This is a genomic window from Butyricimonas hominis, assembly GCF_014287455.1.
GTDB lineage: Bacteria > Bacteroidota > Bacteroidia > Bacteroidales > Marinifilaceae > Butyricimonas > Butyricimonas muris.
Genome location: NZ_JACOOH010000008.1, coordinates 332,080 through 347,000, shown reverse-complemented (window position 1 = coordinate 347,000; position 14,921 = coordinate 332,080). Strand labels below are relative to the sequence as shown.

Below are 14,921 nucleotides of genomic sequence, written 5' to 3'. Positions count from 1 at the left end.
AATGAGTCATGGAATTGATATTTTTTATCTTGCTGTACGTTCTCGGTTGCCTGTGTGCCATGTGGCTCACGAATAGGAACAGGAAGCAGCGGAAAAAGAAAAAAAGAATGTATTAGTCTGTTTCTTTCTGTGCTTGCAATTCCCGGATTTCTTTGTTGAGGAAGATGGAGAGAACGGTGCGCAGGACGACAATCCCGCCCAAAATGGCTAACTCGTTCAGACCGGGTTCCAACACGGTTTTGAGGATGTCGGAAGCGATCAGAAATTCAAGTCCCAGAAGAAGATAGGTTCCCAAATCAGCCCGGAGTTCACGTGTTGCGGTAAATGAATATTGCCCTGTGATTCTTCGGGCTTCATTGCGTAAAAAGGCACAGAAAGCGATGATTGCCCCGTAGACAACGATGATCAGGCTGATGACACTGATTGCTGTGGATAGTATTTCCAGATAGTGCATGATTTTCATGATGTTGAGTTTATATCTATGGTTAAAAATACGGAATCGTTTGAGAAAGGTTGTTGCAATTCCCGTTTTTTAGTTAAAATCGTTATCTTTGGGGGCAGTATAAAAATAAATCATTTACTCATATAAAAATGGAAGAAAACAAACAAATGAATTCACTCCCGGATAATGCTTACCGGGAACTCGCCCCGGGCGAGGAGTATAAGCCAATGATGCCGGCTAACACGAATCCCAAGGAGGTGACGCCTTACTCGGTGACGTTCGGTATTATCATGGCGATTATTTTTTCCGCGGCAGCCGCTTATTTGGGACTGAAAGTGGGACAGGTGTTCGAGGCGGCTATTCCGATCGCTATTATTGCCGTTGGTGTGGGCAATATGATGGGTAAGAAGAATATGCTGGGACAAAACGTGATCATCCAGTCTATCGGGGCAAGTTCCGGTGTGGTGGTGGCGGGTGCTATCTTCACGTTGCCGGCCTTGTATATTCTCGGGTTGGAAGCGCAGTTTTATCAAGTGTTCCTTTCCTCTTTGTTCGGGGGATTCTTGGGAATCTTGTTGTTGATCCCTTTCCGGAAGTATTTCGTGAAAGACATGCACGGGAAATATCCTTTCCCTGAAGCCACGGCAACGACCGAGGTACTGGTATCCGGGGAGAAAAAGGGTAATCAGGCGAAATTGTTGGCGGTGAGCGGGCTCATAGGCGGTTTGTATGATTTTTGCGTGAGCACCTTCGGCTGGTGGGCGGAAGGAATCTCTACCCGTTTGATGGGTTGGGGCGAAGTGCTTGCCGATAAAGTGAAAGTGGTATTCAAAATTAACACGGGTGCGGCGGTACTCGGTTTAGGATATATTATCGGTTTGAAGTACGCGGCTATTATCTGTGCCGGTTCTTTCACCGTGTGGTTCGTGTTGATTCCTTTTATCAGCCATTTTGCCGATGGGCAGACTTTGGCAGTAGGAGAGGGAGTTTCGATGCTTTTGAGGGACATGAGTCCGGAGCAAATCTTCACGAATTATGCCCGTCATATCGGTATCGGTGGTATCGCTATGGCAGGGGTAATTGGTATTATCCGTTCTTCCGGTATTATCAAACAGGCGTTAGGTCTGGCGGTTAGTGAACTTGGCGGTAAGAAGAATATAGAGGGCAGCGTGGAGCGCACGCAACGGGATTTGAGTATGAGATTGATTCTTTCCGGGGTTATCTCCGTGTTGATTGCGACCTTCGTGTTTTTCCAATTCGGAGTGTTAGGTAATCTGATGCACACGATTATCGCCACGTTGATCGTATTTATTATATCTTTCCTGTTCACGACGGTGGCGGCTAACGCTATTGCTATTGTGGGTTCCAATCCGGTGTCGGGAATGACGTTGATGACATTGATACTGAGTTCTCTGGTGTTGGTAAGTGCCGGGTTGAGCGGAACGAGCGGTATGATGGCTGCCATGATTATCGGTGGTGTGGTTTGTACGGCTTTGTCTATGGCAGGTGGTTTTATCACGGACTTGAAGATCGGTTATTGGCTGGGAACGACTCCCGCCAAGCAGGAAGGTTGGAAATTCTTGGGAACGGCTGTTTCTGCCGCAACCATTGCCGGGGTGATGATGGTATTGAATAAAACTTACGGTTTCGTGGGCGAGGGTGCCTTGGTTGCCCCGCAGGCAAATGCGATGGCGGCAGTGATCAAACCATTGATGGAAGGTGGCGCAACCCCGTGGTTGTTGTATTTTGCGGGTGCTGCTCTGGCATTGATTCTGACGATGATCGGGGTGCCTGCCTTGGCTTTTGCCTTGGGTATGTTTATCCCGTTGGATTTGAATACCCCGTTGTTGATCGGTGGTATCGTTAGTTGGTACGTGGGAAGTCGCAGTAAGGACGAGAACGTGAATAAGGCTCGTCGTGAACGCGGTACATTGATAGCTTCCGGGTTTATTGCCGGAGGTGCGTTAATGGGTGTGATCAGTGCTATATTGAAATTTGCCGGACTGGATTGGTTCATGTCATGGAGCGGTGCCGAGATGTTGGCGGTCGTGATGTATATTCTGATCATCCTTTACTTCATCTATGATTCGATGAAAGCCAAGCTAACAGATTAATTGATTTTAAATTTTAGATTGTAAATTTTAAATTGAATAATGCAATTTGAGATTTACAATCTAAAATGTTGATAAGGTAGTTTCAATTTAAAATCTAAAATTTAAAATCTAAAATATAATACGATGGATTTGAAAGATCGTTTTTTGAAATACGTGAGTTTCGATACGCAGAGTGACGAGGCTAGCGAGACTTTTCCGTCTACCGAGAAACAGAAGGTGTTGTTGAAATATTTGGTAGAGGAGATGAAGGGACTCGGGTTGACCGAGGTAGAGATGGACGAACACGGTTATGCGATGGGAACTATTCCCGCGACCCCGGGATACGAGGAGCGTCCGGTGATAGGTTTTATTTCTCACGTGGACACGAGTCCGGATATGAGCGGGGCGAATATCAAGCCGCAGATTGTCGAGAATTATGATGGGGAAGATATTCGTCTGAACGAGAACTTGATGATGACTGTGAAGGATTTTCCGGAATTGTCAGCGTTTAAAGGACACACGTTGATTACCACGGACGGTACGACATTGTTGGGTGCGGATGATAAGGCCGGTATTGCTGAAATCATGACGGCTGCCGAGTATCTGATGGCTCACCCGGAGATCAAGCATGGCAAGATTCGTATCGGTTTCACTCCTGATGAGGAAGTGGGACGCGGTGTGGATTATTTTAACGTGGAGAAATTCGGTGCCAAGTTCGCTTACACGATAGACGGCGGTTTCGAGGGAGAGTTGGAATACGAGAATTTCAACGCTGCCAGTGCTAAAGTAAGTATTCAAGGACGTAACGTGCATCCGGGATACGCTAAAGATAAGATGATTAACGCGCTGCAAGTGGCAGCCGAGGTTAATAGCCTGTTGCCCGCTTGGGAACGCCCTGAACACACGGACGGGTACGAGGGATTCTATCACCTTGTCGGACTGAACGGTACGGTGGAAAATGCAGAGATCAATTATATTATCCGTGATCATAACCGGGAGAAGTTTGAAGCTAAAAAGCAATTTATCACGAAAGCGGTGGAATTGTTGACGGCTAAATACGGCGAGGGTGTGTTGACGTTGGTATTGAAAGACCAATATTACAATATGCGCGAGATGGTAGAACCGCATCCCGAAGTGATTGAGAAAGCTTTCGAGGCGATGACTCAAGCCGGGGTAACCCCGATCGTTCGCCCTATCCGCGGTGGTACCGATGGGGCCCGTCTTTCATACATGGGATTGCCTTGTCCGAACTTGTTCACGGGAGGTATGAATTTCCACGGGAAGTTTGAATACTGTTCTTTGGACACGATGAACAAAGCGATGCAGACAATTTTGATCTTGATTCAGCTTTGGGCGAAATAAGATCTTCGGAATAAATGGTAGAAGCACTTGGAATTTCACGATTTCAAGTGCTTTTTTTATGGGGATTGTTTATATTTGAGGAGAATATAAATATATAAAGATGATAGATATGGAAATCAAATCTTTGAGTAATATCAATTTTGACGAGTTATTCGGGGCATTCGAACAGGCTTTTGCCGATTATGAAATCCAATTGAATAAGGCAGAACTCATGACCATGTTGAAAAGGCGCGGTTTTAATCCGGAACTTTCTTTTGCAGTATTTGACGGGGATAAAATCGTTTCGTTTACTTGTAATGGGATCGGGGATTTTAACGGGACGCCGACGGCTTATGACACGGGTACCGGAACGCTGAAAGATTACCGGGGAAGAGGGTTGGCGACACGAATATTTGAATATTCCATTCCTTATCTGAGAGAAGCGGGTATAAAAGAATATTTGCTGGAAGTATTGCAGCATAACACGGGGGCTGTTTCCGTGTACAGGAAATTAGGTTTCGAGGTGACACGCGAGTTTTATTACTTCAGACCGGAGAACGAGCGGATTAATAGAGACGTGAAGGCTATTGGCCTTTCGTATTCGTTACGGGCTATAGATATGAACGAGTATGAATCGATACCCGGTTTTTGGGACTTCAAGCCTTCGTGGCAAAATAGTTCCGACGCTATAAATCGGGTGCCGGAAGATTTTATATGTCAAGGTGTTTTCACGGGGGACAGGCTTGTCGGGTACGGGGTTTTTGAACCGATGTCCGGGGATGTTACCCAGATAGCGGTAGATAAGCAATATCGACGTAAAGGTATCGGCTCGTTGCTATTCCAAAAGATGTTGGAGTCTAATAAATATAGCTCTGTCAAGATCGTGAATACTGACGTAGCCTGCGATTCGATGACCGCTTTTTTGAAGTCAAGGAATATTGAACCGACAGGAAAACAGTTCGAGATGATAAAGAAATTGTAAAGAATTAAAAGACTTTTGTTTCTCTTGTTTTGCCGGAAAAGTGTTAACTTTAGCGGTGAATTTAGCAAGATAAATAAAGCATGACAAATAGTACGTATGTAGCCGGACAGGCTACTCTTTTCCCTTTCACGCCTCCGAAGCATTCGGATGATTTGTGTATTCCCGTGCAGACGTGGGAGTTTTTGTGCCACACGTTATACTTGAAACGTTATCCTTTTCTGTTGGGTCCCAAGGGCTGTGGTAAGTCCTCTATTGCCAAGGAATTGGCAACAGCCATGGGCATGGAGTATTTTGCTTTCGACATGGGGCAGGCCTTCAAGCCGAAAAAGATGTTCGTGGGCGGGTTGATTATCGGGGATGACGGGAAGACAAAAGCGGTGCGCTCGGAGTTCTTCAAGGCTTTCGTGTCAACGAAACCCACGTTGATTTTCCTTGACGAGTTGACGCGTACGCCCATGGTGGCGGCGAATTTCCTGATGACGATTCTCGACAGGCAGCAATCGTATATTTATGATGAGGATTCAGGAAAACGATACAACAAAGGAGATAACGTGCTATTCGTGGCGGCGGGAAACGTGGGGTTTGCTTACGTGTCCACGCAACGGTTGGATACGGCTTTTGAAGATCGTTTTATTAAAGTCCGGTTGAATTATCTAACTTCCGCGGAGGAGGCTGATTTGATCCGTGCGCGTTTCCCGAAGGTATCCCGTGACGCGGCGGTACAATTGGCTAGGGTAGCCGAGGTGTTGCGTCTGGCAGAGCAGAAGGAAACTCTATCCGTGTCGCTTTCCACCCGGCAGGTGTTGGACGCGGCGGCATATATGCCTTTGGGCTATCGGTTGAGCGAGGTGATCGAACGGGTGATTCTCACGAATTACGTGATTACGGGAGAGGAAACGATAGCCCGTTCGTTGATACAGACCCTTTAATCGGACGATATGGATTTCCGGCGGATAGAAGAAATATATGACGAGCAATTTATAGATCGGGATTGGTGGGGTGATTTCCCGGCAGCCCGTAATTTGTTGGATCGGGATCTGGGGACGACGGATATATTGAAATTGATCCCGGTATGTGCCAAGATTGCTTATCATATTACGGGGGAGATTCCTAAAATGGTACTCTCGAACAGGGTACCCGCTTTGTCGATGAACCCGAAGCACATTGCCTTGAATCTGAAATTACTCCGTTTCGAGATTTCGGATGAAACACGGGTATTTGTTTTTTTCGGGTATTTCGTGCACGAGTTGGCACATTGGATTTACACGGGAAAGGATATTGCCGGGTTGAGCGAAGAAGAGTTGCTTTATACCCCGATGCATTATGATATGATTCATTTTATAGAGAATCGGCGGGTGGAGTCCAAGCTGGTAAAGGATTTCCCGGGATATCACTATTATTTGTATGCTGCCCGGAAGTTGGGACTTGCCATGGGATTGAATGTCGTGGAATCCCGCATGGGGTACTACGGGGGACAGAGCGAAGACGGTTTGCACCGGGGAGGCGACGGGTCGGAAGCTCTGTATGACTACATCTGTACCAAGATATTATATCCGAATTTGCTGGACGAGAGTAATTATATGCGAGAGGTGTTGTCCTTTCCGGGTAATGACGTGAAGGTGAGGCAGGTGAATGCGATATTGAAAGGGATCAAGAATTACGCCGATCTGACTTACAAGGAAGTGGTATGGTATGCCGGGGCGTTGGCTGATTTGTTTCATGTAAAAGATGTTTGCCCGGATAATTTCTTCTTGCAGGAGATGAAAAAAGCGATGAAGGGGATTGAGGATTTCAAGACGGACAAACAGATTAAAATGGCGGAAACGGTGATTCGGGATCTCCGTAAAACGCTGAACAAGGATACCGTGTTTTCCCCGCAGTTGTTCGTGAGTTCGGAGCGCCAGAAGTTGGAGTGGAAGGGATCGCTGGGGGCGTGTGATCGTTTGGTAGAGATCGATGCGGAAGTGGCGGAAATCTCCGATGATTTGCTGAACCGGGCGAAAGAGTTGGCTGCCAAGATACAGGTGAGTCTTGCCATGTTTTCGGGAAAGATGGATCGGACGAGGGTGATATACGAGCAGGATTCGGGGGAATTGGATGAGGATGAATTGTATCAATCCCGTTACAACCGGAATATTTTCTTTGAGGAAGTGCTGGCTCCCTCTGCCATATTGGAGGTGGTGATATTGCTGGATCTTTCCGGTTCCATGTGCACGGGTGACAAGATTCCTTTGCAGATTGTGATATCTTCTGCGTTGGCACTGGCTTTCAACAAGTATCCCAATGTCGTGTATTATTCCATATACGGGCATCGTTGTGGTGATGACGGGATAGAAATCACCCGTTTCCATGATCGGGGGGAGAGGTTGCAATTGGGGAAGCTATTTTCACAACAGGCTCTGAACGCAAATGCTGACGGGTATGCCATGTTGTATTGTTTCGATAAATTCAAATCGGATGCGAAGAATAAATTGTTCTTTATGATCTCTGACGGTGCACCTTCTGCCACGGGATATGATGGTGAAGATGCACGTGAACACGTGTGGGTGGTGGTGCAGGAGGCGAAGAAACGGGGGATTGAAGTATTATCTATCGGGGTTGATAATTTCGACCAGTCGGATATGTATGAAGAGTTTATTCCTTACGAGGGACCGGAGATTACTACCCGTATTTCGCGATGGATTCGCGAGAAGTTTATGTCGATGGCGGAGGATAATTCGTTTTAAATAGTCCATAAAGTCTGTAAAGTCCGTAAGGTCATGATGTCCTTCGCGCAAGTTCATGGACTTTTGACCTTATGGACTTTACAGACCTTACAGACTGGAGGTGTGTCAAAACACACCTTTACAATCCTAATTTCTTGCGGAGCGCTTTCGGGATAGCATCCTTGTGAACCATGATTGCCACGGTTTGCAAGCGGCAGAAAGGTTCGGACATATAGAGATAGCCGCCGAATTCGCTTCTTTCATCACCCCATGAATTTTTTGTTTTATAGTATAGGGTTCCGTTTTGGTCTTTAAGCAATCCGGTGATGTGCATCAAGTGATCATCCGTGGTCTGGCGATTGTTGAACGTGAATTGCCGTTTGGCATCGTCCACTTTCATTTCCGGCACGGGAGATTCGAATGATTGCAACTTACTTTTTCTTTCTTTTTCGCTGAGGGTAGTCCATTTGTCAATCTCGGCGTTAATCATTTCTTCCGGGTTATCAGTCGGGAGAATTGCTAGTCCGCTAGGATGGCTAAAGCCATTGTGGCTCACGTCACCGTCCCAACAAACGGAGTAACCGTTTTTAAGCGCGTTGTTTATGACTTCCATTAACTCGTCAATCGGCAAGTTGTAATATTGACCGTGCAACCAGTTGTCGGGGATAGGAAGCACGATAGATTTATAGAACGGGAAAGCCTCAAAAGAGGTGAGTTCCACGTAATCGTCCAAGTTTAAGTCCAATGATTTTGCGAAACTTTGCGGGGTATATTCTTTTCCCTCGTAAGTGAAAGTTTCGGGAGTATCCCCGAGGTATGCCTCGATATAGCGCATGAAACCCTTGGTCCACACGGGAGTAATTTGTCTGTTCGGGTTTTTATTTACTCCGTCGAGGATGCCTTGCAGGGCAGCAACCATTTCCGCGTGAATGTGGAAATCCCGTCCGTATTGCAATCCGGGGTACACGTCTTCCGGAACGATACCGTATTTCCCGATAGCGTACAGCACGTCATGTGCTTGTCCGCCTTCACTGAAATTGGTTTTCCCGTGGAATTGGATGTAGCGTAGTCCTTTCTCGAAGTAAACGTTTTTGGCAACGTATAATTCTGCCAAATCATAGACCGGCTTGCCTTTCCGGAGCAATTCGGATTCGAGGAAAGAGAGTGCGGCGTAATCCCAACAGGTGCCGACGCTTTGTTGATTTTTTACCGGGGTCGCTTTTAAGTCCGCCACGGTTGTAAACTTGTACCCGGAACGGGGACCACCCTTTTGGGCAAATAAGGTCGTGCTGATTACGGAAAACAAAACGACCATGCATAATGAAAGATGTTTAATCATGTCTGAGTTATTTTTAGCATTTCTGGTTTGGTCACAAAGCTAACGAAATTTATTTATTGACTAAACTTATTTGGATAAACTTTGCACCAGATAATATCCGCCCCACGTGGCGGCAAGCCCGAGTATCACGCTTAACCCGATATTAAGGGAAAGCAAAAAATAGGCTTTCGCGCTTAATAATTGCAGATTATCCAGCGAAAAGGTCGAAAAGGTAGTGAAACTCCCGCAGAACCCCACCGCTAGTAACAGTCTATGATTGTTCGTGAGGACGTTGGCGTGGGCTAATAGTCCGGCGATGATGCCCATGAGAAAACAACCCGCGATGTTCACGATAAAAACTCCTACCGGGAACGCCGTATCAAAATTCTTTTGAATAAAGCCACTTAGCCAGTAACGGGAAACCCCACCGAACATGGAACCGAGCGCGACAAACAATAGATTACTCATGTTATATTTATATAGATTGGTAAAAAATCTTTTCATGACAAAATTAATGCTTTGTAGTAGATAATCTATATCTTTACCTTGTTTTTTGGATTGGTGCAGAAGAACGATTTAAATATCAAATTATTATTTATGAAAAAAAGAGTTATATTACTTTTGAGTGTTACCGCTTTGGTCGCATCTTGCAAAGAAGGAGCGAAGCAGACGGAGAATCCGTTGATGCAGAAATTTGAAACCCCGTTTCAAGCGCCGCCTTTCGATAAAATCAAACTGGCAGATTACAAACCTGCTTTCGAAGAAGGAATGAAACAGCATAAGGCTGAAATTGAGGCAATCGTGAACAACCCGGAAGCCCCGACTTTCGAGAACACGATCGTGGCTTTCGATCAATCCGGAAAGTTGTTGAACCGGACGTCGGCTATTTTCTTTAATCTTTGCGAAGCTGTCACGAGCGATGACATGTTGGCGTTGGCGATGGAAATCAGTCCTGCCGTGACCGCTCACGGGGATGAGATTAACATGAACCCGAAGCTGTTTGCCCGCATCAAGACGTTGTATGACAAAAAAGAATCGCTGGGCTTGGACCCTTTGGCATTACGCACGCTGGAAAAATACTACGATGATTTCGTGTGCGGGGGTGCTAATCTGAATGATGAGGACAAGGCTAAGATGATGAAAATTAACGGAGAACTGGCTAAGCTGAGTTTGCAGTACGGCAACAACCTGTTGAAAGAAACGAATGCTTTCACGCTGGTGATTGATAATGCCAAAGATCTGGAAGGACTTCCCGATAACGCGATTGCTTCAGCCGCTGCCGAGGCAAAGAACCGGGGAATGGAAGGGAAATGGGTATTCACGGTACAGAAACCGAGCATGTTGCCTTTCCTGACGTACGCCAAAAACCGGGATTTGAGGGAAAAATTATATAAAGGTTACTATATGCGGGCAAATAACGATAACGCTAATGACAATAAAGCGGTACTTGCCCAAATGGTGAACCTCAGAACGGAAAAAGCTAAATTGTTGGGTTTTGATACTTATGCCGCTTACGTGATTGACGTGAATATGGCAAAGACACCGGAAGCGGTACATGCTTTCTTGGAGAGGGTATGGACTCCCGCGTTGAAAGTTGCCAAACAGGAATTGGCTGAAATGCAGAAGATCGCGAACAAGGAAGGCATGCGGGAGAAGTTGGAGAGCTGGGACTGGTGGTATTATGCCGAGAAGCTGCGGAAACAGAAATATGACTTGGACGAGTCTGAAATGATGCCTTATTTGAAACTGGAGAATGTACGCGACGGAATGTTCGAGGTGGCAAACAAGCTCTACGGTATCACTTTGGAGAAACGGACGGATATACCTTTATATCACCCGGAAGTGGAAACTTACGAGGTAAAGGACGTTGACGGTAGTTCGTTGGGTATCCTTTATCTGGATTATTTCACCCGTGCCAGCAAATCGGCGGGTGCGTGGATGACGGAATTTCGCCATTACACGAAAGAGAACGGCAAGGAAGAGATGCCGTTGGTATCCGTGGTCTACAATTTCTCGCCTGCCGTTGGCGATGCTCCCGTGTTGCTGACTTGGGACGACACGGAAACCATGTTCCACGAGTTCGGTCACGCCCTGCACGGGTTCTTTACCCGCGGCGATTATCAACGTATAGCCGGGACAATACCTCACGATATGGTGGAATTGCCTTCACAGGTTATGGAAAACTGGGCAAGCGAACCGGAAGTATTGAAAATGTATGCTAAACACTATCAGACGGGTGAACCGATGCCGGATGCGTTAATCAAGAAAATACAGGAGAGCGGGCATTTCAATCAAGGATTTGCCACGGTGGAATATGTTGCCGCTTCATTGTTGGATATGGACTGGTATTCACAAACCGAACCGCAACAATTTGACGTGAACGCTTTCGAGAAAGCATCCATGGATAAATACGGGCTGATCAAGGAGATTTTACCCCGCTATCGTTCCACTTATTTCTCCCATATTTTTGACGGGGGATATTCTGCCGGTTATTACGTGTATCTTTGGGCTGAAGTGTTGGATGCCGATGCGTTCCAAGCTTTCAAGGCTTCCGGGGATATTTACAATAAAGAATTGGCTGCTAAATTCAGAAAATATATTTTGTCTGAAGGCGGCTATGACGATCCCATGGGACAGTATGTCAAGTTCCGGGGACAACAACCGTCCGAGGAGCCGCTTTTGATGAAGAGAGGTTTAAAATAGTAATAATAAGGAGTTGTGTCAAGAGTCTTTTTAAACTTCCTCCCCCCTTCGTGGTACTCCCTCTATAAACAGAGGGAGAGCTGGAACACCCCCTTGCTTTGGTAAGAGTCTCCAGTTCCTCCTCTGTTTATAGAGGAGGTGGCGGCGAAGCCGACGGAGGAGTTTAAGAAGTAAACATTGACTTTTGACACAACCCCATACTTCTTGAATGGCGTTTATGGCATATACGCGTCTGTGTATAATCGTGATTTGTGTGTTAGCGTGTGGAAAAGTAACTTTTTCCGCGGAGAAGTATCGTGTTCATTTGTTTCGCGTAACCGATACAATCATTGCCGGGGATGAGCGAATTGTGGTGCATGGTAAAGTTCTCGATACAACGCATCTTCCTATGGTAGGAGTCCACGTACTGGAAAAAGGAACGACGAACGGGGTCGTTACAGATTGGGAAGGAAATTTCTCCATGAAAGTAAGGCGATCCGGAACGTTGATCGTTTCTTTTGTCGGTTACCATACTCAATTTGTGGCTGTCGAGGGCAAAAAAGATATCCGGATCACGCTGGAACAGGAGAGTGTTCTGTTGGACGATGTCATCGTGACGGCATTGGGAATCCGTAAAAAAGAAAATTCCTTGTCTTATGCCGCTTCCCGGGTGAACCGGAATGAATTGATTCGGGTGAAAGATCCGAATATGATCGTGACGCTTATGGGAAAGATCGCGGGAATGCAGGTGAACCGGAGTTCTTCCGGTATGGGCGGTTCCGTGAAAGTCGTGATGCGCGGTAATCGTTCGGTGGCGGGTAATAACCAGCCTTTATACGTGATAGACGGAATCCCGATGCTGAACGAGAGCAGCGAACAGCCGAGTACGTCTATCGGGGGTACGGCTGATGCCGGAAACAGGGATGCCGGGGATGGTATTTCCAATCTTAACCCGGAAGACATAGAGAGTATCAGTATATTGAAAGGAGCCCCGGCAGCCGCTTTATACGGGACGCAGGCTGCCAACGGGGTTATCTTGATTACCACGAAACACGGGGAAGCGGGGAAGCAGGAAGTTTCTTTCTCTTCGAGCGTGTTGATTGATAAAGCCATGATGCTCCCGAAACTGCAAAATCATTATGGCGTGAGCGACGAGGTGGAAAGTTGGGGAGAGAGAAAAGATATAAACACGGGAAACCCGATTTCTTCTTTTTTTAAGACGGGAGTGACCGCGATTCATTCCCTTACCTTTTCAACCGGAAACGAACACACGCAAACTTATTTCTCCTACGCGAACACGGTGGGAAAAGGGATTATGGAAACGCATCGTTTGTCAAAACACAACATGAACCTGCGGGAAAGTGCAACTTTTTATGACGGGCTTTTAAAAATAGACGGAAGTGTCAATTTATTGAAGCAAACGGTGAAAAATCGTCCGGTGCCGGGCGGCTTTTACGTGAATCCGTTAGTCGGGTTATACCGTTTTCCCCGGGGAATGGATATCACGGAGTATAAAAATCATTTTGAAGTATGGAATGAAGAGCGCCGGTTGAACGTGCAGAATTGGCACGCCCCGACGGAGGACTTCGAGCAAAATCCCTATTGGGTACTGGAACGTATCAAAGGGCAGGATCAGAGAACACGGGTGATAGCCTCTATTGCCATGCGTCTGATTCTTTCTGCTCATTTTTCGTTGCAGGCCCGCGGAAGCGTGGATTACTTGAACGATAAGTTCCGTCAGAAATACTACGCTTCCACGGCTCCGGCGTTGGCGGGAAGTAATGGACGTTATATCGACGCGAGCCACGAGCAGACTTTGACTTATGGAGATGTGCTCGGGACTTATAAACGAAAGTTCGAGAACTTTTCTTTGGATATATCTTTAGGGGCAAGTATAAATAATAACAAGACAAATGAACTTCGCTACGATTCGAAAACAGCTTCATTGAAATATGCCAATGTATTCAATATCGCGAACATCAATATGACGACGTCCGCTTATATTGCCGAGCAAATCGATGCCACGAGGCAGATGCAATCCTTGTTTGCAACGGCACAGTTGGGTTTCCGGGAATACTTGTTCCTCGATATTTCCGCCCGTAATGATTGGAGTTCCACGTTGGCTTATACTTCCCGTGAATCCACCGGCTTTTTCTATCCTTCCGTGGGATTCTCTTGGTTGATAGACCGGACGTTTTCCCTGCCCGAGTGGATCACGGGCGGAAAGATTCGCGGGGCATGGAGTATGGTCGGGAATGATATCCCCTTGTATATCACGCACCCCGTGTCACACGTGTTGGCGGGAGGCGGTATACAGGCTTCCGATGCCGCCCCTTTCGAGGAAATGAAACCGGAGAAAAACGTGGCGTTTGAAGCGGGAACCGAGTGGCGGCTGTTCAACGACCGCTTGCGAGTGGACCTCACGTGTTACAACACAGTCACGAAGAATCAGTTTTTCAAACTGGCGGCGAAGGATGGCGACACGTACGCTTATCGTTACGTGAATGCCGGGGAAATACGGAACACGGGGGTAGAGATCGAGTTGAAAGGAACCCCTTTTGAGGATACAAAAGTCAAATGGGAAACCGGGATAAATTACGCTTCCAACAAAAATAAAGTACTTCGCTTACACGAAGAACTGCCTGTTTTCCAGTACGGGCCTTATGGCTTTTCGTCAAGTTACGCGATGAAATTGAAAGAGGGAGGTTCCTTCGGGGATATCTACGGCAAGGCTTTCAAGCGGGATGATAACGGGAAGATTCTATACGAGACGGAAGGCGATTTGAAAGGATTACCACGAGTGGAGGGTGACGGTAACACGGTGAGAGTGGGGAATGCCAATCCAAATTTCACGTTGGGATGGACGAATACCTTCTCGTGGCGGAATTTTATGATGACATTCCTGATAGATGGGCGTGTCGGTGGAAAAGTGTTGTCACAGACACGGGCGGATATGGACTTGTACGGGGTAACGAGAGCCACCGGGGATGCTCGTGACCGGGGGTATGTCATGCTGGAGGGCGAGAGGATCACCAACGTGAAAGGATTTTACAAATCCATTGTCGGGGGACGTGCGGGAGTGACGGAATACTACATGTACGATGCCACGAATTTCCGTTTGCGGGAATTTTCCTTGGGATACTCTTTCCCGAAACAATGGTTGGAATCGGTACGGGTACTACGGGATATACATCTGGCTTTTACCGCCCGGAATCTGTTTTTTATATACAGGAAAGCACCTTTCGATCCGGATTTGATTCTTTCTACCGGGAACGATAATCAAGCGATAGAAGTTTACGGGATGCCTACTACCCGTGGTATGGGATTCAGTCTGCGTGTTACCTTTTAATCGGATGGC

At 46.7% G+C, this 14,921-nt stretch carries 10 protein-coding genes; 7 read left to right on the top strand and 3 right to left on the bottom strand.

Features of this window, described 5'->3' with window-relative positions; translation table 11 throughout:
* Positions 1–112: 112 nt before the first annotated feature.
* A complete protein-coding gene (locus tag H8S64_RS18125; protein WP_186977974.1) occupies positions 113–463 on the bottom strand; it encodes a DUF1622 domain-containing protein in 351 nt (116 codons plus the stop codon).
* A gap of 128 nt (positions 464–591) precedes the next feature.
* Between H8S64_RS18125 and H8S64_RS18120 the strand changes: the two genes are divergently transcribed.
* From H8S64_RS18120 to H8S64_RS18100, 5 genes are all read left to right on the top strand, one after another.
* Entirely contained in the window at positions 592–2,556 is a 1,965-nt protein-coding gene (locus tag H8S64_RS18120) for an OPT family oligopeptide transporter (RefSeq protein ID WP_186977972.1), read from the top strand.
* Positions 2,557–2,679: 123 nt separating this feature from the next.
* The gene (gene pepT / locus H8S64_RS18115) at positions 2,680–3,897 is read left to right on the top strand and encodes a peptidase T (protein ID WP_186977970.1); all 1,218 of its coding nucleotides are present in this window, start codon (positions 2,680–2,682) and stop codon (positions 3,895–3,897) included.
* Between the two features lie 109 nt (positions 3,898–4,006).
* Positions 4,007–4,858, top strand: coding sequence for a GNAT family N-acetyltransferase (locus H8S64_RS18110; RefSeq protein WP_186978017.1), 852 nt, complete (start codon positions 4,007–4,009; stop codon positions 4,856–4,858).
* A gap of 80 nt (positions 4,859–4,938) precedes the next feature.
* A complete protein-coding gene (locus H8S64_RS18105; RefSeq protein WP_099290070.1) occupies positions 4,939–5,787 on the top strand; it encodes an AAA family ATPase in 849 nt (282 codons plus the stop codon).
* 9 nt (positions 5,788–5,796) lie between these two features.
* Positions 5,797–7,584 carry a cobaltochelatase CobT-related protein gene (locus tag H8S64_RS18100; protein WP_186977968.1) on the top strand — a complete coding sequence of 596 codons (1,788 nt, stop codon included), beginning with the start codon at positions 5,797–5,799 and terminating at the stop codon, positions 7,582–7,584.
* 118 nt (positions 7,585–7,702) lie between these two features.
* Here the strand turns inward: H8S64_RS18100 and H8S64_RS18095 are convergent, their stop codons facing one another.
* Both H8S64_RS18095 and crcB read right to left on the bottom strand, forming a co-directional pair.
* Positions 7,703–8,902 (bottom strand): C1 family peptidase, encoded by a 1,200-nt coding sequence (locus H8S64_RS18095; RefSeq protein ID WP_255469601.1) that lies wholly within the window; start codon positions 8,900–8,902, stop codon positions 7,703–7,705.
* 66 nt (positions 8,903–8,968) lie between these two features.
* Positions 8,969–9,385, bottom strand: a complete 417-nt coding sequence (crcB, locus tag H8S64_RS18090; RefSeq protein WP_255469600.1) for a fluoride efflux transporter CrcB — start codon at positions 9,383–9,385, stop codon at positions 8,969–8,971.
* 93 nt (positions 9,386–9,478) lie between these two features.
* On the opposite strand from crcB, the gene H8S64_RS18085 reads away from it, so the two are divergent.
* A complete protein-coding gene (locus tag H8S64_RS18085; RefSeq protein ID WP_186977964.1) occupies positions 9,479–11,584 on the top strand; it encodes a M3 family metallopeptidase in 2,106 nt (701 codons plus the stop codon).
* Positions 11,585–11,801: 217 nt separating this feature from the next.
* The gene (locus H8S64_RS18080; protein WP_186977962.1) at positions 11,802–14,912 is read left to right on the top strand and encodes a SusC/RagA family TonB-linked outer membrane protein; all 3,111 of its coding nucleotides are present in this window, start codon (positions 11,802–11,804) and stop codon (positions 14,910–14,912) included.
* Positions 14,913–14,921 lie beyond the last annotated feature (9 nt).